The following is a 26,045-nucleotide window of genomic DNA, read 5'->3' as shown; positions in this document are numbered from 1 at the left end:
TCATAGCCCCAGCGCATGACTGAGTCATACGCTGGGGCTGTGACAGACTCCTCCGTGCCGGATCGCCGTACCGTTCGCCTCGCCCTGCGCACGCCTGACCTGGAGTCGCTGCGGCTCCTCGTCCTCGTGGCCGACCTGGGGAGCCTGGGCCGTGCGGCCGAGCGGCTGCGGATCTCCCAACCGTCCGCCAGCCGCAGGCTGTCGACGCTGGAACGCGGGCTGGGACTGGTACTGGTCGACCGGACCCGACGCGGCTCCCGGTTGACGCTGGCCGGCCAGGTCGTCACGGGACACGCCCGGTGTGTCCTGGACGAGCTGGACGAACTGCTTGCCGGCGCCGGCAAGCTGCGCGACCGGCGGGAGGCCGAACTGCGCGTCGCGGCGAGCCTGACCATCGCGGAGTACCTGCTGCCGGCCTGGATCAGCGAGCTGCGAGGCCGCCGGCCGGAGCTGTACATCGGGCTGCAGGTGACCAACAGCGAGCACGTGCCCGAGCTGGTCGAATCAGGCGAGGCCGACATCGGGTTCATCGAGGGACCACACCTGCCCCGCGTGATGTCCACGCGGCAGGTGGCCGAGGACCGGCTCGTCGTCGTGGTCGACCCCGGCCACCCGTGGGCGCGGCGACGCGAACCGCTGTCGGCGCGGGAACTGTCCCGTACGCCGCTGGTGCTGCGGGAAAGCGGGTCCGGCACGCGGCAGACCCTGGACCGCGCCCTGCACCTGGCCGGCTGTGAACGTGCCCGACCCTTGGTCGAGCTCGGTTCGACGGCCGCCGTCCGCGGTGCGGTGATCGCCGGCACCGGGCCATCCGTCCTGAGCGAGCTGGCCGTCCGCGGGGACATCGCCGAGGGCCGGCTGACCGGCGTCGACGTGGCGGGCGTCGACCTCACCCGCGACCTGCGCGCGATCTGGCCCACCGGGCGGCGCCTGGTGGGACCGGCGGCCGAACTGGTCACGGTGGCCCGGCGGGAGACCACCGTCTGACGGCCTGCCCACGCAACGGCCCGACGAGCGACGGAGCCCGCCTCGCCGTGCCGCCGCAGGCTCCCCGTATGCCCTGACTGTTGGCCGGCAGGTTGCCGGGGACGCGAACCAGGCATCCCGGCAGAGAGGCGGCGACAGCACTGCGGTGGTGACTGGCTCGGATTCGACGCCCCCGAGGCCGACGGCAGCATGACCACGACCGGGCGCGCTGACGCCGCCGCCGGCGAAGGTCGTTCCGCCCAGGCAGTGTCCGAGCCCGCTGGTAGCGTGCCGCATCCGGCCAAGAAGATCATGAGAGGGCAGCAGCTGTGCAGGAAGTGACGCGCCACGAGGTCGACGGACGGCGCATATCCCAGGCGCTCGACGACATCGGCCAACGGACCAGGCAGCGGTGGCACGGGGTGCGCTACGACGACCCGTCCCCGGAGAAGCTGCAGGAGATGTGCGACGAGCTCCTCGACCACATCGCCGCCCGCACCGTGGAGGACCTCGCGCTCGACGAGCCAGCGCACACGGCCCTGCGAACCGCGGCGGAATGTTCCCTGGGGGCTCTGAGCATCGGCTGCTTCCCCGACGGCGACCAGGAGATCGGCTTCCCGCTCATCGGAGAGAAGCTCAGCAGCGAGGACATCGCCTTCGGAGATGTCCTAGAGCAGGCTCCCACGGCCAGGGCCTGGGCCGACACGTTCGCGATATGCCTGGTCAGCGACCTGGTGCGGGACTGGCAGCGAGTGATCGGTCTGCTGTTGCGGGAGTTCGCGGAGGAGATCCGCGACGGCGTGCCGTGCTCGAACCTCAACGCGACGTCGGATCCGGCGGACCTGGCGGCGATGGACGCACTGTGCGGCTACTTGACCGAGGGGCCCGGGCACCTGCCCCACGACTGGCCCACCATGACCCTGTGCAAGCCGGATGCCGATGAGCGCGCCGAGGCGGCCCGGCGACTGGACGCAGCCGGCCCCCTGACACCGGACCAGCGCCTCCTGCGCGTGCTCCTCGACGATGACCAGGGCGCTTTCGAGCAGGATCTCGTGGCGCGGCTCCGCGAGCACCGGGAGAGCGTGGGATCCGATCCCGCCCCCAGGAGTCTGCTGCCGCTCGGTGCTCTCGCTCTGGCCGCTCTTGCGGTTCAGGTGCACGGGTGGGAGTTGGGCGTCCAGTCCGGCTATCTGCCGCACGACTTGTTGGGTTCCCCGGAGGCCCTGCGGTGAGCGGCGGACACCGGCCTGAATGACCTGGGCTAGGGCACCGCTAAGGGGGGCGGACTGGCCGGTCTCGAATACTCCACGGGTCGGGGAGGCCGAGACCGCTGGCGGTGAACTGTGACTGGGCCCGATTTTCGCGCTGCTCTCTTGCCGTGTCCCACATTCCCCAACTCCCATTGAACCGACATGGGGTTAGCAACTGGTGAGGTCGTGTCGCGGACCTACCGTCCCCGTACATGGTGGTGCGCTTCTTCTCTGCCGAGGGCGAGGGCGAGGGCGAGGGCGAGGGCGAGGGCGGTCCGCGGGCGACGCGGGCGGTGAACGCCTGGCTTCGTACGTTCGCCGGTACGCACGCCGCCCCTGCCCACGACAACGGTCAGGGGGATTTTCCGGGCGTCCGGCGGTGCCGGACTACTGCCGCTGCACGCCGGCTGACATGGTGCCTTTCTTGAGGAAGCCCGTCTCATCGCTGACGAGTACACCGTCGGGCTCGCCCAGGCGCTCGGCGACGTATGCCTGGAGGTCGTCACGGACCTCGTTCGCATCCCACTTGGCTCGGTTGAGAAGGTTCTGCAGTCCGTGAGGTGCGCTGTGACCTACGTATTCGGCCAGCTGCCAGCCGTATTTGCGTCCGACCGGTCCCAACAGCCCCTGCACGTAGTCACGCATCCGCCGCCGCAGATCCGCACGACTGAACCAGTGGCCGATCCGCAGCAGCACCTCCTCAAGCTCGGCCGCCCAAGTATCGGGGCCCACATCATCCTGCATGCCCAGAACAACAGTGAGCAGATGCCGTCGGTCACGAACTTCCTCCACATGGCGGCCCATCAGTTCGCTACTCTCAGAAACAGGCTCCTGACCAGCAGGAATAGCGAACTGCAACTGGAGTACTAGACCGCGGGCTGGCTCGCGCGGCGGCTGGATGCGGGTGTCTGGTTGATCTCGTTCATGCGGCGACCGGCTCGGGGCGACAGTTACTCGCTAATTCTGACGATGCGGCCTGCCAGGCCGTCGAGAACCCTTTGAAGCCCGTACGCGAACTTGTCGTCGCGCATCTCGCGCGGGTCCTTTCCCCGTAGCGAGGCGTATTGCTCCCGCAGTTGGGGGTGGTCCTGCGCGGCTTCCTCGGCAGCCGGCCACAGGTGCTCCATCCAGTCCTGCTCGTCCTTTCCACTGCGGGCGAGCATCGTCAGCCAGGCGGCCTCGCCCAGGTTGCGCATGCTCAGGGCGTCGATCCCCTCCTCGTCCAGCAGCCGGACGGCCGCGGAGACGATCTGCTCCGGGCTCAGCGCGGGCTGTTCCCGCTTGCGGCGTTGGGAGCGGGTCCACGCCGACGGAATGGGCTGCTTCTTGTCGACCGGCATGCGTGCGGCCTCCTCTCTCTGCGGCTCAGGATATCTCTTGCTCCGCACGCCGTACGTACTTGCGAACACTGTTCGGATCGCCGTACGATGTTCGAAGAAGCTGTGGACCGTTCATCGCCGTTCGTCACAACGAGGGAGACGTCATGTCGAAAAGCCTGAGCCGCGAGGTATCCGAGCTCGTGAACCGGGAAGTGACACGGGCCGTCGGCCGGGCCGACCGGGCGGTCGCGAGGGCGATGCGCCGCGAACTGAGCCTGGAGGGCTCGGCGTTCACTCGGGATGGTCTGCGCAGGTTGCGCGACACCCTGGCCGGGCCTGTGGACTCCGGCGCGATCCCCGGCTTTGTCGCCCTGGTCGACCGGCACGGGCAGACCCATGTCGAGACGATGGGGACACTGCACACGGGCGGCGCCGAGCTGATGCGCCGGGACACGATCTTCCGGATGGCCTCGTCGACCAAGCCGGTCACCGCGGCGGCCGTCATGACCCTCGTGGACGACTGCCGACTGCGCCTGGACGACCCGGTCGTCCCCTGGCTGCCCGAGCTCGCCGACCGACAGGTGCTCAAGCGGATCGACGGCCCGCTGGACGATACCGTGCCGGCCCGCCGCGCGATCACCGTGCGGGACCTGCTGACCTTCACGTTCGGGTTCGGAGCGGTCGTGGCAGCGCCGGACACGTACCCTATCCAGGTCGCGATGCGCGAGTCGGGGCTCTATAGCGACGGCGCCTTCCCGTCCGGCGAGCCCGATGAATGGATGCGCCGCCTCGGCGCGCTTCCCCTGATGTACCAGCCCGGAGAGCGGTGGCTGTACAACACGGGGGCCGATGTGCTCGGCATACTCATCGCCAGGGTTACAGGACAGTCGTTCGGGTCGTATCTGCAGGAGCGCGTCTTCGCGCCGCTCGGGATGACGGACTCCGGATTCTGGGTTCCGCAGGAGAAGATCCACCGACTGCCGACCAGTTACGCCCACGACCCGGAGACCGGCGCCCTCGCGGTGTACGACGAGGCGGCCGGCGGCCGGTTCAGCGAGCCGCAAGCGTTCGAAGTCGGCGGCAGCGGCCTCGCCTCGACCGCCGACGACTACCGTGCGTTCTGTCGGATGCTCCTCAACAAGGGCATGGGGGACGGAGTGCGTGTCCTGTCCCGGCAGTCGGTTGAGCTGATGACCGCCGACCAGCTGACGCCGGAACAGAAGATCGAGAAGGACCAGTTCCCCGAGCTTTTCGGGAACCACGGCGGTTTCGGCTTCGGAATGGGCGTACGCACCCGCCGACTGGGCTTCGCTGGTGTCGGCCAGTTCGGCTGGGACGGCGGATTGGGCGTGTCGGTGCAGATGGACCCGGCCGAGGACCTCACCTTGATCCTGCTGACCCAGACGGCGATGGACACCCCGGATTCACCGCACCTGGTGAACGACTTCCAGACATTGGCTTACCAGGCGATCAACGACTGCTCGGGCCAGAGCATTGGCGAATGAGCTCGTTCCATCCTGAATGCGCAGGTCATGGGGCTGGCGTGGGTCGCGACCGGGATGCTCGTACCAGCCGGAAGTGTGACCCTTTGCTGGTGATCGTCCGTCAACGTTGAACCTCGGTGTCGGTCAGCGCGAGCAGGGCGCGAAGGAGCCCGGCGGGACCAGGTCCCGCCGCGCCCCTCCGATTGGCGATTACGTAGGAGGACACTCAGAACGACGGCCCCACGCCGGGTTGAACAAATCAGCCCAGCACGGTTCCGTGCGGCTGTGGTGGCGGCTCACTGATGGCGCGGGGCCCGAGTTCGCGGAGCACGGACAGGCCAGCGGTAAGCCGCAGGGGCGCCCCCTCGGCATCGGCCTCGGCGGCGCGCACGTGGCGCTGGACCTGCCGTGTCACAGGTACGGGAGAGACGGCGTCGTGCTGCTGAGGCCGTGGCCAAGAGGCCGGCGGCGGGTGGTGCTCATGGCCTGATGCTACGGATCACGGCTGGCCCGCGGACAACCTGCCGCCCGCGGCGGCCGAGCGGTGCCCGAGCAGACGCGGTGACGGTGGTCGATGCGAGTCACCGGCGCGGCCTGGTGGTCGGTCTGCGCGGGGGCATTCCTCCGGCCGCACCGGTCGGGGGCGCGTCCCGCCCTTCTATCTCCAACCTGTGTTGTTCGTAGAATGACTGGGTGGAGAACATCGACGCGATCGCGGCGTTGCAGGATCCGGTGCGGCGCCGCTTGTACGAGTACGTGGCGGCACAGGGCCGCGAGGTCGGCCGCAACGAGGCCGCCGAGGCGGCCGGGGTGGCGCGCACGCTCGCTGCGCACCATCTGGACAGACTGGCCGAGGTCGGGCTGCTGGAAAGCGGTAGTCGCCGCCTGACGGGCCGTTCGGGACCGGGGGCGGGTCGTCCCGCCAAGGTGTACACGCGGGCGCGTGGCGAGCGGGCGGTGTCACTGCCTGCCCGTGACTACCGCACCGCCGCCGAGCTGCTCGCCGAGGCGGCCGAGCAGGCCGGGTTGGATGCCGGGCTCTGCGCGGCCGCGCGCCGCCGGGGTGAAGCCCTGCGCGGCTCGGCGGCGCCCTGCGGCGGTCTCGACGAGGCCATGGAGATGCTCGCCGCCCGCGGCTACGAACCGCACCTGGAAGGCGCCGCCGAGGCCGCAGGCGCAGCAGACGCCGAAAGTGCCGCAGATGCCGAAGGCGTCAAGGAGGCGTCCGGGGCGGCCGCGCGCGTCGTCCGTATGCGCAACTGCCCCTTCCATGCCGTCGCCGAACGCTTCCCGCCGCTGGTCTGCGGCATGAATCTCGCGCTGCTGGAGGGGTTGCTCGGCACGGAAGGTCCCGTTCGTGCCCGCATGGACGCCAGACCGGGAGAGTGCTGCGTGGTGGTCGAGGCTTCTAAAAACAGTCATCATTGACATAGAAAAGCGGGCCGTGCTGGGATGAGGCCATGACCGCATCCGCGCATGCCGCCCACCTCGCCCAGCTCAACGTCGCCACGCTCCATCACCCCCTCGATGACCCGCGCATGGCGCCGTTCGTCGAGCTGCTCAACCCGGTCAACGCCGCCGCCGACGGTGCGCCCGGCTTCGTGTGGCGGTTCGCGGAGGAGGGGGAGGCCGACGCCACCGGCCTGCGCCCGGCGGGCGAGAACGTCATCGTTACCCTGTCGGTGTGGGAGACCTCGGAGGCCCTGTGGGAATTCACCTACCGCAGCGGGCACTTGGAGGCGATGCAGCGGCGCCGTGAATGGTTTGCGCGGCACGTCGAGGCGCACCTGGTGCTCTGGTGGGTCCCCGCCGGTCACCTCCCGACCGTCGACGAGGGCCTGGAGCGGCTGGCGGACCTGCGGGCGCACGGGCCGTCCCCCCGCGCGTTCACCTTCGCCTCCTCCTACACCGTCGACGAGGCCGCCCAGCACCTTCAGGTCGCGCCGCCAGCGCAGGCTGAGCAGGCCGCCCGGAGCGGCCGGCCGTTGCCGGCCGGGGACGCGGCGGCGGTGTAGGCAGGGACGCCCGGTCCAGCAGGGCGGCGGCCTGGCCGTACCCGGCCCCCCTGCGTGCAGGGCGCCCGCGGATGTCCGACCGCACGCCGCACGTACGAGGCGCTGTTGCGGTAGCGGGTGTTGTCACATCCGCGGGCCCGGCGGTGTCTTCATGGCGGACAGGCAAACAGGCCGACGTGCAGGGAGAGAACATCATGGCGCTACGCGTTCCGAAGGCGGAGCTTCCCACCGGGCTCACGGAGAGCATGATCGAGCAGCTCGGTGCCGTGCCCGAACCCGTCGAGGTGACGTGGCACAACCCCGAAGTCGCGCAGAGCAACCTGGAGTTCGGGGCCAAGGTGAGCGAGTGGGCCGCGGTCGACGAGAGCCTCAAGTCGTTCGCGCACATGGCCGTCGCGGCGCAGGTCGGATGCAGTTGGTGCCTCGACACCGGCTACTTCCAGGCACAGAACCAGAAGCTGGACCTCGCCAAGGCGAGCCAGGTGCCGCGGTGGCGGGAGTCGGAGGTGTTCACGGTGCTGGAGCGGGAGGTGCTGGAGTACGCCGAGGCGATGACGAGCACGCCGCCGACGGTCACCGATGAGCTGTCGGCGCGCTTGCTCGACCGGCTCGGCCCGGCGGCGATGGTCGAACTCACCGCCTTCATCGCCTTCGTCAACCTGGCGACCAGGAACAACGTGGCGCTCGGGATCGAGTCGCAGGGCTTCTCCGCTGCCTGCGAGATTCCGCTGGCCGCGCGCCCTGAGAACTCCGGCGCGGCGTCGACGGCATGACCGAGGACCCGATTGGCAGGACCGAGGACCCGTGCGACGTCGTCAACGACCCGTTCGACATGGCCAAGGACCCGTTCATCGCCCATCGCAGTCTGCTGTTCACGGTCGCCTACGAGATGCTCGGGTCGGCGGCCGACGCGGAGGACGTGGTGCAGGAGTCGTGGCTGCGGTGGGCCGACGCCGACCGCTCGCAGGTGCGTGACCCGCGGGCGTATCTCGTCCGGGTCGTCACCCGGCAAGCGCTCAACCGGCTGCGAACGTTGTCGCGCAGCCGCGAGGAGTACGTGGGGGAGTGGCTGCCGGAACCGCTGCTGACCAGCCCTGATGTCGCCGACGACGTTGAACTCGCGGAGAGCGTCTCGATCGCGATGCTGACCGTGTTGGAAACGCTCGGGCCGGCGGAGCGGGCGGTGTTCGTGCTCCGCGAGGTGTTCGCGATGCCGTACGGCGAGATCGCCGAGGCCGTGGGAAAGTCCGCGGCGGTGGTGCGGCAGATCGCGCGGCGCTCGCGCGAGCATGTGGCGGCTCGACGGCCGCGTGCGCGGGTGAGCCGGTCGGAGCAGCAGGCCGTGGTGGGGCGGTTCCTGGTCGCGTTGCGCACCGGGCAGTTGCAGGAGCTGATGGAGGTCATGGCGCCGGACGTGGTCCTGATCACCGATGGTGGCGGGCTGGTGGCCGCCGCGTTGGCTCCGATCCACGGGGCCGAACAGGTGGCGCCGTTGCTGGCGCGGGCGAACCGGGTGGTGGCCGGGTTCGAGACGACGGCCGTCTGGCTCAACGGCGCGCCTGCGGGCCGGATCGAGATCGACGGCGAGCCGTCCGCGGTGAGCCTCGTGGTGGAGAACGGGCGGGTCACCCGGATCTATGTGGTGCGCAACCCGCGGAAGCTGACGCGGCTGGACGAATTGGCCGAACTCGCCAGGTAAGCCCGCTGTCGGCGTGGCGTCGTGGGTGTTCCGGACGGTGAGAACCGCCCGGAACACCCACGAGCGCCCGGCGGCAGCCCGTCCGTCGGACCGAAGCGACATCTGGAGCCGCAGAGCCGCGGGTTCGAAGAGTCGCGGGTTCGCGGGTTCGCGAAAGCGTGGGTTCGCAACATCGTGGGATCGCGGTATGTCTCGTGCTTTTCCAGCAAGGAAGTGTGGAAGCCGGTGCCGGGGCCCGGGCCGTGGATTATCTTTCCCCCGTGGACCAGTTGATCTCCTCAGACCCGACGCACATAGGACCGTACCGTCTGATCGCCCGTCTGGGGGCCGGCGGTATGGGCCTGGTCTACCTGGGTCGTTCCGAGGCCGGGCGGACCGTTGCGGTCAAGGTCGTCCAGGCCGAGCACGCACAGCATCCGGAGTTCCGTCGGCGCTTCGCCCGTGAGGTGGCGGCGGCCCGGAAGGTGGGCGGCTCCTGGACGGCGGCCGTGCTCGACGCCGACACCGAGGCCGCGGTGCCCTGGGTGGCGACCCAGTACATCCCGGGGCCCGACCTGACCACCGTGGTCGCACACGACTTCGGGCCGCTACCGGAGACCTCCGTGCGGGTGCTGGCCAACCGCCTGGCCCTCGCCCTCCAGGCGGTGCACGAGGCGGGCCTGATCCACCGGGACCTCAAGCCGTCCAACGTCCTGGTGACCGTCGACGGACCGCGCGTGATCGACTTCGGGATCGCCCGGGCCATGGACAGCCTCGCCGAGGACAGCCTGCACACCCGCACCGGCATGCTGATCGGCTCCCCCGGTTTCATGTCGCCCGAGCAGGTACGCGGCCTCGAACTCACCCCCGCCAGCGACGTGTTCTGCCTGGGCGCCGTCCTCGTCTACGCCGCCACCGGTCGCCTCCTCTTCGGCGCCACCGAAACCGGCCTGAACGCCCACCTCTTCCGGATCGCCGAGGAGGATCCGGACCTGACCGGCGTACCCGAATCGCTCCTCGCTCTCGTACGCCAGTGCCTCGACAAGGACCCGGCCGGGCGGCCCACCCTCCAACAGGTCGCGGCCCGCACGGCGGCGGACCCGGAAGCCGACACCGAGGGGGAGTGGTTGCCGGGCGCGGTACTGGCCCAACTCGGCCGTCACGCAGCCAAGTTGCTGGACTACGCCCCCGAAACCATCACCGGCACGCCCAGTGCCGCACCCGCCCCCGGCACGCCGGTACCCCCGCCGCCCGCGTACGCGCCCACGGCCCCGGCGGACCTCGTCCCCCCGCAGGGATTCGGACCACCCCCGGGCATGGCCCCCCACGCCTGGCCGACACCCCCTTCCCCGCCCCACCCGCAGGACTCTCCGCGCCCGCACCCCAAGCGTTGGTGGGGCCTGGCGGTGGTCGCCCTCGTGCAGCTGCTCGTCCTGCTCGATGCGACGTCCCTGCGCATGGCGCTGCCGTCCATCATGGTCAACCTGCACGTACCCGACGACGATCTGAGCTCGATATTCACCGGGTACGAACTGGCCTCCGTCGGGCTGCTGCTGCTCGGTGGGCACCTCGCGGACCTGGCGGGCCGCAAACGGATGTTGATCATCGGCCTGGCCGGCTTCGCGGTGGCCGCCGCGATCGGCGGGTTGGCCCCCACGTCCGGCGTCCTGGTCTGGGCCCGCGCCCTGCAAGGCGTCTTCGCCGCACTGCTGACGCCGGCCGCACTGGGCCTGGTTGCGGCCAACTTCACCGACCCGAAGGCACGCGGCAGGGCTTTCGGGGTTTACACCGCGATTGCCACCGGCGGCTCGACGGTGGGTCTGCTCACCGGCAGTTGGCTGCTCGACAACACGAGCTGGCGCATGTGCCTGTACGCCACCATCCCCCTCGCCCTGATCGCGCTGCTCGGTGCGGCCATCCTGGTGCACGACCGCCCGGTCCGCACCGGCCCCCGCCTGGACGCGCCGGGCCTACTGCTCGGCACCGGCGGGCTCCTCGCCCTCGTCTACGGTTTGCAGGAGACGAGCCCGCGCGGCTGGACCGACCTCCTGGTGCTGGCCCTGTTCGCGTTCGGCATCGTCCTGCTCCTGGCCTGCGCGTGGTGGCAGATCACCTCCACCACCGCACTCCTCCCGCCGTACGCCAGCAAGGACCGCAACCGCATCGGCTCCTTCCTCACCTTGTTCCTGGCCGGCGTGGGCACGCTCGCCCTCTTCCCGACCCTGATGGCGTACCTGGAGAACTTCCGCGGCTACTCCCCGCTCGGCACCGCCACGGCCGTCCTGCCCACGTTCGCCGCGATCGTCATCGGCGCCACCCAGGTTTCCGCCCGCCTGCTGCACCGCACATCGCCGCGCAACCTGATCGTGCCGGGCCTGCTGCTCACCGCGCTCGGCCTGCTGCTCCTGACCTTCCTCACACCCGACAGCGGGTACGCCACCCTGCTCCTGCCCGGCATGCTCCTCGCCGGCCTCGGCCTCGGCATGGCCCTGATGCCGCTCTACTCCCTCGCGACGGCCGGCCTCGCCGCGCCGGACTCCGGCGGGGGAGCGGCAGTGACGAGCGCGGCCAACCAGGTGGGTGGGGTCCTCGGCACGGTGCTGTTCAGCAGCGTCCTCTCCTCGGCCATCGCCGCCCAACTACAGGCGGTGCCCGGGCTCCCACCGAGCTTCGCCAGTGCGGCCCGGAGCGGCCGCATCCTCGGCGGGAGTGGCCTTCCGCCGCAGCTCGCGGAGGTGATCAACAAGGCAGCGCTCAGCGGCTACACCGTCGCCCTGTGGTGCTCGATCGGCATCACGCTGCTCGCGGGCCTGGTCGCGGCGCTGCTCGTCAGGTCCACCGCCCCGGCCACCCCCCAGCTCACCGGACCGCCCCTCCCGAGCTACGACCAGCAGACCACCCGCTGACCTCGCACCTCCCACCGGACAGGCCCCAGGCGTGCGGCCAGCTGCGGGGTCGTAGGACACAACCCGCTCGCCCTCCCGACGCGACCCAGCCGCCCCACACGTACATTTGGGCACGCACCCACCAGGAGGATGGCCTTCATGAACCCCTTGGCAGCCGCCGCCGAACAGCGCCTTGCCGCAAACCGGCACCGCTTCGACGCCGCCTTCGAGACCTACTTCACGCGCCTGGGGGAGACCTTCGACGCCCCACCGCAGGGCCGCTTCACCCCCCAATGCCTGGAACTGCTACGGGACTTGTCCCTGCGTGGCGGCAAGCGGCTACGTGTGGTCCTGCTGTACGAGGCGGCCCGCCTGGTGACGACCGAGGACGTACCCGGCCTTACGGAGGCCGCGCTCAGCATCGAACTGCTCCAGACACACGGGCTCATCCATGACGACGTCATCGACGACTCGCCCGTGCGCCGTGGCGGCCCCTCGACCTACTATGCCTACCGCAGCGCCTTCCCCGACCACGAGCGCACCGCCCTGGGCCTGACCGTGCTGGCCGGGGACCTCGCCGCGTTCCTGTCGCTGCGGGTGCTGCTGGAGGCGGACGTCCCCGCCCCGCTGCGACAGGCCATGCTCGACGTACAGGCCCGTGCGGCCACGGACGCGATCGCCGGCCAGATCCTCGACCTGGAGCGGGACTTCGAGGACCTCCCGGACGAAGAGCTCCTGCACGCCGTCACCGAGTACAAGTCCACCCGGTACTCCGTCCTGGCCCCGCTGCGCCTGGGACTCCTCGCCGCAGGCGAGGACCTCGAACCCCACGACGCACGCCTGCGCCGCTACGCCACCCTGGTCGGAATCTGCGGGCAACTGCGCGACGACTACCTCGACCTCTTCGGCGACGACGCGGCCCTGAGCAAGCCCCCGGGCGGCGACCTGCGCGCGGGCCGCCGCACCTACGCCCTCCGCGCGATTCTGGACCGGGCCGATGCGGCTGACCGGGCCGTCGTGGAAGCCGCTCTGGGCGACCCCAACTGCACCCCCGACAGCGTCGAACGCGTCCGGAACATCGCCCGCCGTCAGGGCACCGACGTCCGACTCCGCGCCGACCTGAGCCGCTATGCCGAGCGGGCCGCCGCCGAGGCGTCCGGCTGGGGCGAGTGGTGGCGAGAGGAGGCCGTCGGGCTGTTCACGCACCTGCCGCTGCGCATGGCCCGGGTGGCCACGGCCGGTGACGAGGACGCGAACTCCCGACGCTGAGCCGGGCGGGCCCGCCGTCACAACGTCAACCGCCGCGCGCCATCCCGGTGGCGCGCCTCATTCCCGGGCGGCTGCAGGGCCGCCCGGGGCTGGCTGGCAGAGACCACCTCGCGAGGGCGGCAGGCATCGACGTGCTGACGGGCGCGCCCGCCTTCGAGTCCCACCATCGACGGCCCAACATTCGACAGTCGACTGGATCGGCCACGATGCCTGGCTACGCTGCCCGTTCGGCGACGGCCGGCGCCTCGGCGCGCTTGGCCTGTAGCAGTTGCTGGCGCTTGGCATCCTTGGCCCACCAGGTGCGCGCACCGGGCTTGCGCGCCTCATACGCCAGCTGCCAGACGATGCTCTTGCAAATGACCTCCTTGAGCTTCGCGCCCGGGCGGCCGCCGAGGTGGAGCCGTTTCACGGTGTCGTCCTTGTGGGCGAACTGGAAGATGCCGAAGCGACGCCCCAGGCTGATGCACTGGCCGGCGAACCCCACGTCGATGGGCGCGGGCTGCTCACCCGCAATCCGGCTGAGCACCGTCTCGGCGGCCTGCGGCCCCAACTGAACCGCTGACTGGCAGCCCATCCGGAACGGCAGATCCGACGGTGCCGCCGAATCCCCGGCCGCGACGACACGCAGGTCGTCCACGCTCGTCAACGTCTCGTCCGTGCGCAGCCGACCCACGGCGTCGGTGCTCAACCCGCTGCGCGCGGCCAGGTCCGGCACCCCGAAGCCGACGGTCCAGATGGTCACCTCGCTCGGCAGCGTACGGCCGTCACCGAGCCGCACGGCATCGCGCGTCACAGCCGTCACCTTCGTGTCAGGGCCCTCGACCACGGTCACCCCGAGCTCCGCCAGCCGCCTGGCAACCGAACGGCGACCCCGGGGGTGCAGATACGGGCCAAGTACCCCGCCGCAGACCAGGGTTACGGTGCGGCCCTCCTCCGCCAGCTCGGCGGCGGTCTCGATACCGGTCGGACCGGCTCCGACGACCGTCACCGCGGCCGTTGCGGGCGCGGCCTCGACGGCTGCCCGCAGCCGCTCCGCCTCCTCCAGGTTGGCGGTCGGGTAGGCGAACTCGGCCGCTCCGGGCACGCTCGGGTCGGTGCTGCCACTGCCCACCGCGTAGATCACGTAGTCGTAGCCGACCGTGCCGCCGCTCGCCAAGGTCACGCTGCGCTCGGCCGTGTCGATCCGTGCCACGCTGTCGACCACCAGCCGGATGCCCTTGGCCAGGACCTTTCGGTAGTCGACGACCGCGTCGTCGGACCCGCCCACCAGTTGGTGCAGGCGGATCCGCTCGACGAAGTTCGGGCGCGGGTTGATCAACGTCACGGTCACATCGTCGCGCTGTGTCAGGCGATTGGCCGCCATCACGCCGGCGTATCCGCCGCCGATCACGACGACATCGGTGGTGTTCGCGGTCACGGTGTCTCCTTCGATTCCAGGGGTTCGCCCTCAAGACACCGCGTGACCGCTCATTGTGACAAGGTGTGGGCCACATCACTCCACGGGTGTGGGCCCGGCACCGGGAGTACTCAGGAGCACCAGACGTGCTCGCGACGGTCAGCATCCCTACCCTTTCGGCCGCGAGCACCTCGCCACCGTGATGGGTGAGGCAGAGGCGCGTCCGGCCGCGGGTCTTGGGCCCACAGTGCGGCCGTCAGCGCGGCCGTCAGCGCAAGGCCCTCAGCGTGGTCCGCATGCGCGGGAAGGAGGCCAGCGGGCGCGGGGTGAACCGGTCCCGCCCAGAGCTCTCGACGTAGGTCTCACGGAAGGCGGACAACTCCTCGGGCTCCGCCCGCCGTCGGCTCTTGCTCGTCTGCGCCGGTCAAAGGGGCCAGGACTGTTGGGGATCGTCCAGCCAGGCCCGTTGGCCGTCGGGGGCGACGGTGAGGCCCAACCGCTCGAACCCGGGAGATCCGTGCCTGGTCCACCAGTCGTAGGCCGCTTCCACCTCTTCCCAGAGCCGGCGCGGCCCGGACTGCCAGACGCGGGAACCGGCCTGGTCGTCGCCGAGCATCACCGCCGCCCACGACCGGTCGATGAGGCTGTAGAACCAGATGGGTCGGGCGTCACCGTGTTCGTCGGCAACCGCCTGGACGCAGCCGCGCACCCGGAGACCGAGCACGAACGGCAGGACGCCGCGGCGGCCGCCGGCGAACCGTTCGATTTCGGCGATGTTGAGCCATGACCCGTGTTTGGGCGTGTGATGGATCTTGAGGCGTTGAGCCAGGGCGAAGGCCCTTTCTGGTTCGCCAACCTCCCGGCCGGGCACACCGTAACTAAGCAGCGACACCCCTAGACCCGGGGAGCGCGCAATGCCTGCGAGAGCGCGCTCATGGTGATGTCGATGACCGTGTGGAGCTGCTTCCGACTCGCCCCAGCCCTGCTCATCACGGCCAGTGACTGGTTGACCGCCGCGATGTAAACGGCGAAGTTGTCGGCGTCGCTGTCAGACAACTTCGCGGCGATCAGGGCGGTCCGCAGCCGCGCACGCTGAAAGCCCAGAACTTCGATCGCGCGCGTGGCGATGTTGGGGCTCAGTGCCGGTATCGCCATCGCGGTTTGGGTGACCAGGCATCCGTCCGGCAGGTCGGGGTCGGCGATGCGCTTCAGTGTGACTTCGAAGAAGGCCCGCACTGCCCGCAGCGGCTCTTCGGACGCACCTGAAAGGGCCTGGTCGTACCTGTCTCCATACCGCTTGGCGTAGCGGTCCAGGCAACGCGAATAAAGCGATTCTTTGTCGCCGAGTGAGGAGTAGATGGAACTGCGGTTCAGTCCGGTCGCCCTGGAGAGGTCGTCGAGAGATGTGTCGGCGTATCCGGCTCGCCAGAACTGGACCATCGCCGCATCGAGCGCAATGTCCACATCGAACTGCTTCTTCCCGGCCATCGCGCACGCACCTCGTTCTTGAGCTTGAGCCAAGCCGTAGTGGCCCTGCTCATCATATCTTGAACTGGATAGTTCAAGATGCGTTAGGCTTGACGCATGACTGACGCTGCAACCGCTGTGAATCGCTCTTCGGGCCGGAACCCAATCTCCGCGTTGCCGCTGCACGACCTTGCGGGCTTCACTCACCGCTGGGTCGACGCGGAAGGCATCCGACTTCATGCCGTGGAAGGCGGTCAGCGGACCGGCCCTACCGTCGTCCTGCTCGCCGGATTCCCGCAGACCTGGTGGGCTTGGCGGAGAGTGGCGCCGGGCCTTGCCGAGCGATTCCATGTGATCGCAATCGACCTGCCAGGACAAGGCCACTCCGACCGCCCCCAAGGCGGCTACGACACGCACACAGTCGCTTCGCGTATCCAGGCTGCGGTGACTGCGTTCAACGTGCCGAAGTACTGGCTCGTCGCCCACGACATTGGGGCCTGGGTTGCCTTCTCGCTGGCCCTGAAGTACGAAGAGCGCCTGCACGGTGTCGCTCTGCTTGACGCTGGCATTCCCGGCATCAGCCTCCCGGACGCCATCCCAACGGATCCCGACCGGGCCTGGAAGACCTGGCACTTCGCGTTCCACCTAGTGCCAGATCTTCCCGAGACACTGCTCGCCGGTCGCGAGCGTGACTACGTTGACTGGTTCTTGAAGGCCAAAACACTGTCCCCGAACACATTCGACAGTGCCGAGATCGACCATTACGCCGCCGCTGTCGCTGCAGAGGGCGGTCTCCGAGCGTCTCTCTCCTACTACCGCGCCGCCGCGGAATCAGCGCGCAAGAATCATGACGCTCTTGGACGACAGCACTTGACCGTCCCGGTCCTGGGAATCTCCAGCTCCCACGGCTCAATCCCCGACATGGCCGCTTCCATCAGCCCCTGGGCAGACAACGTGACCGGTGTCGTCATCCCACATTCCGGACACTTCATTCCTGACGAGCAGCCCGCCGCAGTTGTGGACGCGTTGACTGCGTTCATCGCTCGCGAGCGTGTCGGGTAGTCCGAGCCTCACCATCATCAGATCCTCGGCCCCCCCACAGGCTGCCAACGAATCAACATCGAACTCTCCGCGCTGACCCGGCAATGTCTCGACCGCCGGATCGGCGACCTCGACATCCTCAACACCGAACTCTCGGCCTGGCAGAGCACCACCAACACCGACCAACGTCAGGTGGATTGGCAGTTCACCACCCACGACGCACGCATCCGACTGCGCCACCTCTATCCCACAAAATAGCCGCGACGGTCTAGTAGTCGCGTGGATCGACCGGGGCGCGGCGCTGGGCCCGGCTCTTCATGAATTCGACGCCCGCGGTGAAGTGCCCCGAAGCGGTGCCGTTGGTGACCCTGAGTCGGGCGATGGCATCGGCGCGGCTGTAGTGCGTTCCCCGGGGAGCGACGATCAGACTGCCGGGCCGGGTCTGCTCGATCAGCGCTCCGGGGGTCTGGTGCAGGCCGAAGGTGACGAAGATCCGGTGGTAAGGGGCCCGGGGTCGGTAGCCGGCCGCGCCGTCGCCTACCGCGATGGTGGGGTCAAGTCCCCTTGCCTGTAGGCGCTGCTTGGCGTGCCGGGAGATGGCCGGGTCGACTTCCACTGTGGTGACGTTGCCTTGGCCGCAGCGGTGGGTGAGGGCGCCTGCGGTCTCGCCCGTTCCGGTGCCCACGTCGAGCACGTTCATGCCCGCGTCGACGTCCAGCTCGTGGAGGAGGCGGTAGACGACGGACGGCAGGGATGACGAGCTGGTCGCGGTCTTCCCCGGGGCCGTCCCCGCGTGCCGGCCGTCGTCCCATTGCGTGACGATCGGCTGGTCGGAGTCCGTGGCGGCGTACCAGGCTTCCGGATTGAGGGTCTTGTCGATGGGGACGCTCGCCCGGCGAGTCATGCCCCACGGCCACATCACGTCGGGTAGGAACTGCGCGCGGTCGACGGCATCGAACGTCGTCTGCCAGTCCGGGGGCAGGATGCCGGCTATGGAGAGAGAGCGCCCCAGCCGCTCACAGCCGGGGCGGTCCGCAGACACGGGGAGGACGCTCACTCTTTGCGGTGGGTGCCGTCGCCGGGCGGCGTCGTCCCGTCGGGACTCGGCTCATCGGGCGTCCATGGAGTTCCGGGCAGGTCGTCAACCTCTTCGCCGCTGTTGCGGAGTGCGTACAGCAGGCGCATTGCGTCTCCCTCCAGCTGTCAGGTCGCCAGCCTGGTGCGCCCGGCAGCCGCTCCGCAAGGCGGCGGAGCGGTGCCGTCGACACAAGGGTCCACTCCCACGCGTGCGGGAACGGGTGGCTCGGGAGGGAGACCGCGGCGCTCACCGAAACGGTCGTGCTGACCGCGCGACTTCGAGTGCAATCCGCGAGCTGCAATCCGCGTTCCTCGACGGGACGAGCAGGCCCACGCGTGGTGGCGAGGGCGTCCTCAGGAAACAGGCACCCCGCCGTAGAGCCCGCCGGATGGGTCAGAGGCGGGTGCCGAGGATGCTCCAATCAACCGGAATGCCGTGGTCTGTGAAGAGGCCGCTCAGGGGCATCTTGATGTGGGACTGAACGGGAGTGGCGTCCTTCGGCACTGCCACGGCCTGTGCGGACACGGGGCCGAGAAACAGCGTCGCAAGCGCGAAACCGGCGAGTGTACGGCGTGTTTTTGTCATGGTTTGCCAACGATCCGACGGCGGTGACGTCACCACACGGCGTCCCATGATCTGCCCGAGGGCGTTGCGTTCCAGCACGGCCGGTAGGAGCACTATGGCGGCGACGAGTGAAGCGGGGCATCGCCCTGGGCGTGGCACAGTTCCGAGCCCAGCGGCGACCAGCCAGGCAGGTCCTACTTCTGGCCCTGGTCGCCCGAAGGGCGCGTTCGAGTGGCGCAGACACCCAGACACCCAGACGCAGTGAAGGGCCCGGTATCAACCGGGCCCTTCACCTTCGAGCGAGTAGCGGGGACAGGATTTGAACCTGCGACCTCTGGGTTATGAGCCCAGCGAGCTACCGAGCTGCTCCACCCCGCGTCGGTAGGTTGAACTGTACGGCACTGACCCGGCTAAACCGAATCGACGTTCGCCCGGGGCGACGGCGGCTTCCGTGAGCACCGTCGGCAGGCCACGCGCATGATCCGGTCTACCGGTGCCTGAGTCGGCGGGTCTGGCCGGTCCGGGCGGCGATTGATCGCGGTTGGTGAAGGGTGTGTTCGCGGAGTGCGTCTTGGTTGGTGCCGTGCCTGCGGCTTGACTGTGGTTGGGCGGAAGGACCGCCCGGTTCAGCGGAGTGACAGGAGTACCTCATGTCGAGCACGGAACCCAGGGACGTGGTGCAGCGCTACTTCGACGCGCTGGCGGTTGGCGATCAGGACGCGATCTGGGACTCCTGGGCCGAGGACGGCAGTTGTTGGTACGGCGGCGATCTGCCGATCTCCGGCACCTGGCAGGGGCGGGACCAGGTGATCAACGGTTTCCTGAGGACGGCGTTCGCTCATCTGGACCCGTACCAGGAGGTCGGTGTACGGGTTACCAACGTCTTCGGTGAGGGTGAGCAGGTGCTCGTCGAGTGGGACTCGTGGGCGACTGGCAAGACCGGCAGGCCGTACCGCCAGCGGAACATCGGTGTCTTCACCGTCCGCGAGGGAAAGATCGTCAACATGCGCGAGTATGCCGACACCCAGCACTGGGAGCGCGCCTTGGTCGCCGACCCGTCCTGAACCGCCGGGCCCGCGGCCTCTCGGGGGCATGGGAAGGGCCTCGGTGGCTTCTTCGGCAGGAGGGCGTCGACCGCGTCCGAACCCTGCCTTGCCCTGTCCGGCCCCGACGCCACGAACTCGCCAGCGGCGGTGCGAACTCGCCAACGGCGGTGCGGACGGACGCCGCCGACCCCGCCCTCACTCCCGCGAGTCGGCGACCACGGCCAGCAGGCCGGGGAAGCGGGCCTCCAGATCCTCGATCCGGACGTGGCTGCGCCGTTCCAGCCCGTATTGCCGCTGACGGATCAGCCCGGCCTCCCGCAGGGTCCGGAAGTGGTGGGTGAGTGAGGACTTGGGGCGGTCGAGGCCGAACCAGCCGCAGGCGTGGTCGAATTCGTCCGACTCCAGCAGCAAAGTGCGCACGATCCGCATCCGCAACGGATCGCTCAGCGCACCCATGACGACCTCCAGCCGCAGGGCGTCCCGCTCGGGCTCCGGCAGCGGCTCGGGGGCGTCGGCCGGTACGGGCCGCTGCGACGCGAAGGCGGCGGGCCGTGGCATACCGGCCTGGTGCGCCTGGCCGGACCGCAATCCGGTCCGCCCCGCTGTCGTGGGCGACGTCCCTGCGCTCATCCCTGCGCTCCTCCCTTTTGACGGCCTTATCCGTAGTACGACTTGCATCGTACTGCAGTTGCCTGTACGAATCTTCTCGTACTGCTTGTACGAGTGATCTCGTACTGGCTGGATGAGGAGGGGACACCCATGCCTGAAACCCGTACGGCACACCTGCCCGGAATCGATACGCCGCGCCCGACCTCGGCCCGTGCGGTGCCGGCACCCCGACCCGCACCCCGACCGGCACCCCAGTCCACGCCCGGACCGGTCGCGGCGGTCCGGGCTGCGGCGCCGCCGCCGACCAGGGAGATCTGGTTCGCCGCCTGGCCAGTGGTCGCCCTCTTCATCCTGTCGAACACCGCGATGCCGCTGTACGCGGTCTGGCAGCGCCAACTCGCCTTCAGTTCAGGCACATTGACGCTGATCTACGCGGCCTACATGGTCGGGCTGCTGGGCGCGCTGCTGGTGGCCGGGGTCGCCTCGGACCGCATCGGACGGAAGCCGGTCCTGGTGCCGGCGCTGCTCCTGGGCCTGGTCGCCTGCCTCGTCTACGCCACCGCGCCCTCGGTGGCCGCCCTGGTCGTCGCCCGCCTGTTGACCGGCGTGGCCACGGGTGCCGCAGTGTCGGCCGGTATGGCGGCGGTGACGGACATCGCCGCTGGCCGGAGCATCGGGCCGCTGCTGGCATCCACCGGGATGGTCCTGGGTGCCGGGATCGGCCCCATGCTGGCCGGGGTGCTGTCGGAGACCGTGCCGGGACCGACCGTGACCGTCTTCGTCGTGGAAGCCGTCCTGTTGATCACTGCGTTGGTGACGGTGGCCAGGATGCCGCTGCCCCGGCGGGACCGCGGGTCCGGCGCCGCCGCGTCCGGCTCCTGGGTGCGGCTGCCTGCCGTACCCAAGGCCAACCGGCTTCATCTCGTCCTCGGGCTGGCCGCGTTCGCTCCGGGCATCAGCGCCACCTCCTTCGTGCTGTCGCTCGGGCCGTCGCTGCTGACCGGCCTGCTGGGTACCACGAACCGGGTACTGGCGGGCGGGATGGCGCTGGCGATGTTCCTGTCCGCCACCGGTGTGCAGTTCGTGCTGCGGCGGATGACCGTCCGCACCGTCCTGCTGGTCTCCGGTGCGGCCACCGTCACCGCCACCCTGGCGCTGATCACCGCCGTCCGCACCGCCTCGCTCGTCCCCCTGATCGCCGCGGTGGTGCTGGCCGGCGTGGGCCAGGGTGCCGGCCAGTTGGGCGGGCTCACCCTCCTCAGCCGCGAGGTCCCGGTCGCCCGCCGCGCGGAGGCCAACGCGGCCTTGAACGCAGGGGGTTACCTCCTCGCCGGCGTCCTCCCCGTCGCCGACGGTTTCCTCAGCGACGCCATCGGCCTGCCGGCAGCCGCCACCGCCTTCGGCCTCGCGGTCGCCGCCCTGGCCGTGGCAGGCGCGGCGCTGGTCGCGGTACGAGGCGGGGAGCCGCGCGGCTAGGGTCGATCGTCGAACACCCGGCGAGACGCGTGCCCGGGGCACCTCCCAGCGTGAGTTGGGAGGCGTCGCCAGGCAGACGGGAGTTTGACGACACTGCTCGCCGCGTGAACGCTCCAGCCGGCAGCGATCGTCGCCCAGTCGCCCAGTCGCCCAGTCGCCCAGTCAGCCAGTCGCCCAGTCAGCCAGGCAGGCAACTGTTCCCCGTCGTGGTGATGGGGTCGGATCAGTCATAGGGTGCGGTGTCGTGAACAGTGAAACGGCCGGCGAGCGACTGCGTGTACGGGCCAGCACCGCCGGATACGGTGAGGCGGCCGAGGCCCTGGCCGAGCAGTACGAGAGCGTGACCTTCACCGAGGTGCACCGCGAGGTCCTGCATCTGTTCCCCTCTCGGCCGAGCTCGGTGCTGGACATCGGGGCGGGCAGCGGGCGGGACGCGGCGGCTCTGGCCCGCCAGGGGCACCGAGTCATGGCCGCCGAACCCACCGCCGAGCTCCGCTCGTTGGGTCAGCGCATCCATGCCGATCGGCAGATCGAATGGGTCGATGACGCGCTCCCCGAGCTGCCTGTCCTGAGCGCATGGCAGCGACGCTTCGACCTCATCCTGTTGACTGCGGTCTGGATGCACCTCGACGAACGGCAGCGCGACTCGGCCATGGCGTGCCTGGTCGGTCTGCTCGAACCCGGGGGGCGCGTGATTCTCTCCCTGCGCCATGGCTCGGTCCCGGCCGGCCGCCGCATGTTTCCGGTCTCCGCACAGGAGACCATCGACCGCGCCGTGAAGTGCGGGCTGGGCGTCGTTCATCTCGCCGAGCGCGAGGACCCGCACGGACGCCCGGGAGTGGCCTGGACCTATCTCGGTCTTCAGCTCGGTGCAGCCGACACCAACATGCCGGCGGCGCAGGCGACTTGGGCACAGGTCGCCGAACGGTGACATGGCCGTACTGGGAGCGGAGCGCCCCCTCGCCGCCGTAGATGCTCAGCTGGTGTGGGCCGCCACGGCATCGATGATCTCAGGCCAGAGCTCGCGCGGGCGGTCGTGTCCCATGTCGGGGATCAGCAGGAGTCTGGCTCCGGGCACCAGGTCCGCGGTGCGTTGCCCGCCGCTGGGGTCGATCAGCGTGTCATCCAGGCCGTGGATCACCAAGGTCGGCACCTGGAGCTCTTGGAGTGCGTCCGCGCGTGAGCCGCTGAGGACCATCGCTCCGAGCTGACGCCCGACCCCGGCGGGGTAGTAGGCACGGTCGTAGCTGTGAGCGGCCAGCTCGCGAAGGGCCGCCGGGTCGCGGTAGCGCTTGGAGGCCCACACCAGGTCCCGGTCCGCCGCCGCGATGTAGCCCGCGCGGTCTGCCGGCTTCGGGGCGAACAGCACCGCCTGGGCTTCCGGACTGGACTGGCCGTATGCGTTCTCGCCGGTCGAGGACATCATCGACGTCAGGGTCAGTACCCGATCCGGCTGGGTGATGGCCATCGTCTGGGCGATCATTCCGCCCATCGAGGCTCCGACCACGTGGGCTCGTTCGATACCGAGCGCGGTGAGCAGGCCCAGGCCGTCGGCGGCCATGTCCTGCAGCCTGTAAGGCACCATCGCGAGGGCGGAAGGAAGGTCTCCCGAGCTCACGGCGGTGACGAACCGGCCCACGTCGACGGGGTGGTCGTCGAACTTGGTGGACAGTCCACAGTCGCGGTTGTCGTACCGGATCACGTAGCGGCCACGATCTGCCAGCGCGCGGCAGAAGTCCTCGTGCCAGGAGAGCAACTGAGCGCCGAAACCCACCACGAGCAGAACAGCAGGGTCACCGGGATCGCCGACGCTCTCGTAAGCGAGGGTTACTCCGGGTGACACGTCAACGAGCGGCATGCGTGGAGCCTGTCATGCACGGCTGCCGGACCGCATCGGGATTACTCGTGTCGCCGCCCGCTCGCCCGCTCGCCCGCTCGCCCGCTCGCCCGCTCGCCCGCGGCGAAGCGGTGCCGGTGTCCGCTCCTCCTCGGCCCTCGTTGCCGCAGAACTGGTTCGCCCGGCGCCATGTCCCTCGCCATGGCGCTGATCTGGGGGCCCGGCCTGCCACCCCTCTATACGCTGGATGTATACATGCAGGTTATAGTCGGCGGGTCCGTTGCTCGGCGACCTCGCCACCCGGTCTGGAGAACCCCACCGTGCGCAAAGACAGTTCGACGCTTTCCGTCCGACAGAGACCCGGCCTCGACGAGGTTCCCGCAGACCGGAGAGGCGAGCGGAAGGGGAAGCCGAGCGGGCCGGCAGGGAGGACGCGGCTGGCAGCCATCGACGGACTGCGCCTCGTGGCCGCCGTCGCGGTGGCCGCCTTCCACTACGTGGGCACGACGACCCCCCGCTTCTGGGGCGACAACGACCCGAGGCAATTCGCTCCGGCGCTGCACGAGATCAGCCGCTACGGCTGGCTGGGTGTGGAGTTCTTCTTCATGATCAGTGGATTCGTCATCTGTATGAGCTGCTGGGGACGCACCCCCGTGCAGTTCGTCGTCTCCCGCGTCTCCCGACTGTTCCCGTCGTATTGGTGCGCGGTGCTGATGGTCGTCGGCCTGGTCCTGATCGCCCGGCTCGGCGGTCTTCAGGCAGCCACACCGATCGACCTGCGAACGGTCCTGGGGAACCTGACGATGGTCCCGGGGCCGCTGGGACTCCAGTTGATCGAGGGAGTCGCCTGGACGCTGTGGGTGGAGGCCCGCTTCTACCTGCTGATGGCGGTCATGTTGTTCTTCGGGCTCACCTATCGCCGCATGATCGCCTTCTGCGGGACCTGGCTCACACTCGCGGTCGTCGCCCGCGAACTCGACTCGGCCGTACTCGACGAGTTCTTCGTCAGCCAGTACGCGGGCCTCTTCGTCACAGGCATGGCGCTCTACTTGATGCACCGGTTCGGGCAGAACCTCGTGCTGTGGCTGCTGGCCGGATTCGCCTGGTGCTACGAACTCACGGTCCTCAACGACCGGGTGGCCGCCCACGCCGTGCGGCCCGCTGAAGGGGGCGCGCTCTCCTGGGCTGTCTGCGCCGCGGTGCTGACCTTCTTCCTCGCCGTCCTCGCGCTCGCAGGATTCGGTCCGCTCGCCCGACTGCGGTGGCGGTGGCTGGTGACCGCCGGCGCGCTCACCTACCCCTTCTACCTGGTGCACCAGAGCATCGGCATACCCGTGGCCAAGGGGTTGCTGCAGAAGGTCCCCGTGCTCGGTGTCCTCCCGTCGATGGCTGTGGCAGCCGCGTTCTCCCTGCTGCTTTCGACCGTCATCTACCACGTGGTCGATGGCCCCCTCGGTCGCGTGCTGCGACGCCAGCTCACCCGCGGAATGAGCCCTCAGCAACGATCGGCGGCCGGGACGGCGCGGAATCAGGGCGAACAGGCCGGCCTCTGGCGGCAGTTGCCCGCACCCGCGGGACAGACCTCGGGACAGACCACGGTACCGGCCACGGAACGGGACACAGGCAGTGTCCGGACCGACGCGTGAGCCAAGCGGTCAAGCGGTGCCGCCCCGTGACCGCGCGAGCGCCAAGCTGACTGGGGGCGACCTCGTGCGGCGGTGCCGCCCCGGCCTTCGGCGGCGCCGTCCCCGCCCGAGGCCCCAACCAACATGGTGGAGACCTCGGACCGCCTGGAAGAGGAACGATGAGCCGGAGCTCGGGAGGGGGGAGAGGTCGTAGCCGGGTGAGGCTGTTGGGCGGCTTTACTTGGCCGGCGTGTGCGTCGTGTTGCGGGTGCGGAGGTGCTGGCCGAGGAAGAGGGCCGCGCGATCCAGTGCCTGGTCGGCTTCGTCCAGGACGCCGGCGAACGACTGGAACACGTGCGGTACGTCGGCGGTGATGTCGAGGATGACGTCCACTCCGGCCGCCCTCGCGCGCGCGGCCATGCGCGTGGAATCGTCCAGGAGCACTTCGTTGGTGCCCGCCTGGAGGAGCATCGGGGGGGAATCCGGTCAGGTCGGCGAGGGCGGCGGGGCTGAGCATGGGGTGGTGCGGGTCCCGCCCCGCGAGGTACATGGCCCCGGTGTGTTCCAGGGTCTCGCGGGTGAAGAACGGATCGACGCCCGCCTTGGTGTCCATGCTCTCGCCCGTCCGGGTCATGTCGAGCCCGGGGGAGAACGCCACGATCGCGGCGGGCAGCGGCAGGCCCGCGTCGCGGGCGGCAAGGCAGGTGGTGATGGTCAGGCCGCCACCTGCGGAGTCCCCGGCGAACGCGATCGCCGACGGCTCTTCGCCGCTGTCGAGAAGTGCGCGGTAGGCGCTCAGCGCGTCGTCGATCGCGGCCGGGAACGGGTGCTCGGGGGCGAGCCGGTAGTCCAGGGAGAAAGCCCTGAACCCGGTCTTGGTCACCAGGTTCCCCGTCAGCGACATCGCCGTTGCGGGTGAACCGTACACGTAGCCGCCGCCGTGGAAGTACAGGATCGTCCCGGCTCTCGGGTCGTCGGCGGGCTCGACGAGCACTGCGGGTCGGTCGCCGAGCGCCGTACCGCGCGTACGGATCCCGGTC

At 69.7% G+C, this 26,045-nt stretch carries 24 protein-coding genes, 1 tRNA gene and 2 pseudogenes; 14 read left to right on the top strand and 13 right to left on the bottom strand.

What is annotated here, in order from left to right:
• Positions 1 to 39: 39 nt before the first annotated feature.
• Both ACO0M4_RS31275 and ACO0M4_RS31270 read left to right on the top strand, forming a co-directional pair.
• The gene (locus ACO0M4_RS31275; RefSeq protein ID WP_430374432.1) at positions 40 to 987 is read left to right on the top strand and encodes a LysR substrate-binding domain-containing protein; all 948 of its coding nucleotides are present in this window, start codon (positions 40 to 42) and stop codon (positions 985 to 987) included.
• 308 nt (positions 988 to 1,295) lie between these two features.
• Complete coding sequence (locus tag ACO0M4_RS31270) at positions 1,296 to 2,198, top strand: immunity 49 family protein (RefSeq protein WP_430374430.1); 903 nt, start codon at positions 1,296 to 1,298, stop codon at positions 2,196 to 2,198.
• 408 nt (positions 2,199 to 2,606) lie between these two features.
• Here ACO0M4_RS31270 and ACO0M4_RS31265 read toward each other — a convergent pair.
• Positions 2,607 to 2,960: pseudogene (locus tag ACO0M4_RS31265) on the bottom strand (transposase); the annotation flags it as partial.
• Between the two features lie 206 nt (positions 2,961 to 3,166).
• Complete coding sequence (locus ACO0M4_RS31260) at positions 3,167 to 3,556, bottom strand: hypothetical protein (RefSeq protein ID WP_430374429.1); 390 nt, start codon at positions 3,554 to 3,556, stop codon at positions 3,167 to 3,169.
• Between the two features lie 59 nt (positions 3,557 to 3,615).
• Here ACO0M4_RS31260 and ACO0M4_RS31255 point away from each other — a divergent pair, with 59 nt between their 5' ends.
• From ACO0M4_RS31255 to ACO0M4_RS31225, 7 genes are all read left to right on the top strand, one after another.
• Positions 3,616 to 5,040 (top strand): serine hydrolase domain-containing protein, encoded by a 1,425-nt coding sequence (locus tag ACO0M4_RS31255; RefSeq protein ID WP_430374428.1) that lies wholly within the window; start codon positions 3,616 to 3,618, stop codon positions 5,038 to 5,040.
• A gap of 672 nt (positions 5,041 to 5,712) precedes the next feature.
• Positions 5,713 to 6,447, top strand: coding sequence for a helix-turn-helix transcriptional regulator (locus ACO0M4_RS31250; protein ID WP_430374427.1), 735 nt, complete (start codon positions 5,713 to 5,715; stop codon positions 6,445 to 6,447).
• Between the two features lie 32 nt (positions 6,448 to 6,479).
• Positions 6,480 to 7,034 carry a DUF3291 domain-containing protein gene (locus ACO0M4_RS31245; protein WP_430374426.1) on the top strand — a complete coding sequence of 185 codons (555 nt, stop codon included), beginning with the start codon at positions 6,480 to 6,482 and terminating at the stop codon, positions 7,032 to 7,034.
• A 194-nt stretch (positions 7,035 to 7,228) separates the two neighbouring features.
• Entirely contained in the window at positions 7,229 to 7,807 is a 579-nt protein-coding gene (locus tag ACO0M4_RS31240; RefSeq protein ID WP_430374425.1) for a carboxymuconolactone decarboxylase family protein, read from the top strand.
• Between the two features lie 59 nt (positions 7,808 to 7,866).
• Positions 7,867 to 8,733, top strand: coding sequence for an RNA polymerase sigma-70 factor (locus tag ACO0M4_RS31235; RefSeq protein WP_430375331.1), 867 nt, complete (start codon positions 7,867 to 7,869; stop codon positions 8,731 to 8,733).
• 260 nt (positions 8,734 to 8,993) lie between these two features.
• Positions 8,994 to 11,618: an MDR family MFS transporter gene (locus ACO0M4_RS31230; protein ID WP_430374424.1), complete on the top strand. Its 2,625-nt coding sequence runs from the start codon at positions 8,994 to 8,996 to the stop codon at positions 11,616 to 11,618.
• 138 nt (positions 11,619 to 11,756) lie between these two features.
• Positions 11,757 to 12,866, top strand: coding sequence for a polyprenyl synthetase family protein (locus ACO0M4_RS31225; protein ID WP_430374423.1), 1,110 nt, complete (start codon positions 11,757 to 11,759; stop codon positions 12,864 to 12,866).
• A 214-nt stretch (positions 12,867 to 13,080) separates the two neighbouring features.
• Here ACO0M4_RS31225 and ACO0M4_RS31220 read toward each other — a convergent pair whose 3' ends face one another.
• The 3 genes from ACO0M4_RS31220 to ACO0M4_RS31210 form a co-directional block, all read right to left on the bottom strand.
• A complete protein-coding gene (locus ACO0M4_RS31220; protein ID WP_430374422.1) occupies positions 13,081 to 14,283 on the bottom strand; it encodes an NAD(P)/FAD-dependent oxidoreductase in 1,203 nt (400 codons plus the stop codon).
• Positions 14,284 to 14,686: 403 nt separating this feature from the next.
• Positions 14,687 to 15,154: a hypothetical protein gene (locus tag ACO0M4_RS31215; protein ID WP_430375379.1), complete on the bottom strand. Its 468-nt coding sequence runs from the start codon at positions 15,152 to 15,154 to the stop codon at positions 14,687 to 14,689.
• Positions 15,155 to 15,156: 2 nt separating this feature from the next.
• Positions 15,157 to 15,750, bottom strand: a complete 594-nt coding sequence (locus ACO0M4_RS31210; protein ID WP_430374421.1) for a TetR/AcrR family transcriptional regulator — start codon at positions 15,748 to 15,750, stop codon at positions 15,157 to 15,159.
• 96 nt (positions 15,751 to 15,846) lie between these two features.
• On the opposite strand from ACO0M4_RS31210, the gene ACO0M4_RS31205 reads away from it, so the two are divergent.
• The gene (locus tag ACO0M4_RS31205) at positions 15,847 to 16,791 is read left to right on the top strand and encodes an alpha/beta fold hydrolase (protein WP_430374420.1); all 945 of its coding nucleotides are present in this window, start codon (positions 15,847 to 15,849) and stop codon (positions 16,789 to 16,791) included.
• Positions 16,792 to 17,038: 247 nt separating this feature from the next.
• On the opposite strand, the gene ACO0M4_RS31200 is transcribed toward ACO0M4_RS31205, so the two are convergent.
• The 4 genes from ACO0M4_RS31200 to ACO0M4_RS31185 form a co-directional block, all read right to left on the bottom strand.
• Entirely contained in the window at positions 17,039 to 17,812 is a 774-nt protein-coding gene (locus tag ACO0M4_RS31200) for a methyltransferase domain-containing protein (RefSeq protein ID WP_430374419.1), read from the bottom strand.
• An 11-nt stretch (positions 17,813 to 17,823) separates the two neighbouring features.
• A complete protein-coding gene (locus tag ACO0M4_RS31195; RefSeq protein ID WP_430374418.1) occupies positions 17,824 to 17,955 on the bottom strand; it encodes a hypothetical protein in 132 nt (43 codons plus the stop codon).
• A 286-nt stretch (positions 17,956 to 18,241) separates the two neighbouring features.
• A complete protein-coding gene (locus ACO0M4_RS31190; RefSeq protein ID WP_430374417.1) occupies positions 18,242 to 18,511 on the bottom strand; it encodes a hypothetical protein in 270 nt (89 codons plus the stop codon).
• A gap of 205 nt (positions 18,512 to 18,716) precedes the next feature.
• Positions 18,717 to 18,790, bottom strand: a tRNA-Met gene (locus ACO0M4_RS31185).
• Between the two features lie 272 nt (positions 18,791 to 19,062).
• On the opposite strand from ACO0M4_RS31185, the gene ACO0M4_RS31180 reads away from it, so the two are divergent.
• On the top strand, positions 19,063 to 19,476 hold the full coding sequence (locus ACO0M4_RS31180; RefSeq protein WP_430374416.1) for a nuclear transport factor 2 family protein: 414 nt from the start codon (positions 19,063 to 19,065) through the stop codon (positions 19,474 to 19,476).
• A gap of 177 nt (positions 19,477 to 19,653) precedes the next feature.
• On the opposite strand, the gene ACO0M4_RS31175 is transcribed toward ACO0M4_RS31180, so the two are convergent.
• Positions 19,654 to 20,016, bottom strand: coding sequence for an ArsR/SmtB family transcription factor (locus ACO0M4_RS31175; RefSeq protein ID WP_430375330.1), 363 nt, complete (start codon positions 20,014 to 20,016; stop codon positions 19,654 to 19,656).
• Positions 20,017 to 20,217: 201 nt separating this feature from the next.
• On the opposite strand from ACO0M4_RS31175, the gene ACO0M4_RS31170 reads away from it, so the two are divergent.
• A complete protein-coding gene (locus ACO0M4_RS31170; protein WP_430374415.1) occupies positions 20,218 to 21,543 on the top strand; it encodes an MFS transporter in 1,326 nt (441 codons plus the stop codon).
• A 244-nt stretch (positions 21,544 to 21,787) separates the two neighbouring features.
• A complete protein-coding gene (locus ACO0M4_RS31165; protein ID WP_430374414.1) occupies positions 21,788 to 22,474 on the top strand; it encodes a class I SAM-dependent methyltransferase in 687 nt (228 codons plus the stop codon).
• A 45-nt stretch (positions 22,475 to 22,519) separates the two neighbouring features.
• On the opposite strand, the gene ACO0M4_RS31160 is transcribed toward ACO0M4_RS31165, so the two are convergent.
• Entirely contained in the window at positions 22,520 to 23,401 is an 882-nt protein-coding gene (locus ACO0M4_RS31160) for an alpha/beta fold hydrolase (protein ID WP_430374413.1), read from the bottom strand.
• A gap of 299 nt (positions 23,402 to 23,700) precedes the next feature.
• Between ACO0M4_RS31160 and ACO0M4_RS31155 the strand changes: the two genes are divergently transcribed.
• Complete coding sequence (locus tag ACO0M4_RS31155) at positions 23,701 to 25,026, top strand: acyltransferase family protein (RefSeq protein WP_430374411.1); 1,326 nt, start codon at positions 23,701 to 23,703, stop codon at positions 25,024 to 25,026.
• A gap of 216 nt (positions 25,027 to 25,242) precedes the next feature.
• Here the strand turns inward: ACO0M4_RS31155 and ACO0M4_RS31150 are convergent, their stop codons facing one another.
• Both ACO0M4_RS31150 and ACO0M4_RS31145 read right to left on the bottom strand, forming a co-directional pair.
• Complete coding sequence (locus tag ACO0M4_RS31150) at positions 25,243 to 25,476, bottom strand: alpha/beta hydrolase (protein ID WP_430374410.1); 234 nt, start codon at positions 25,474 to 25,476, stop codon at positions 25,243 to 25,245.
• A 70-nt stretch (positions 25,477 to 25,546) separates the two neighbouring features.
• A pseudogene (locus ACO0M4_RS31145) lies at positions 25,547 to 25,909 on the bottom strand (alpha/beta hydrolase fold domain-containing protein); the annotation flags it as partial.
• Between the last annotated feature and the right edge of the window lie 136 nt (positions 25,910 to 26,045).

The organism is Streptomyces sp. RGM 3693 (assembly GCF_050471125.1).
GTDB lineage: Bacteria > Actinomycetota > Actinomycetes > Streptomycetales > Streptomycetaceae > Streptomyces.
The sequence above is the reverse complement of the archived record's forward strand: the minus strand, read 5'-3'. Positions and strand labels throughout refer to the sequence as shown.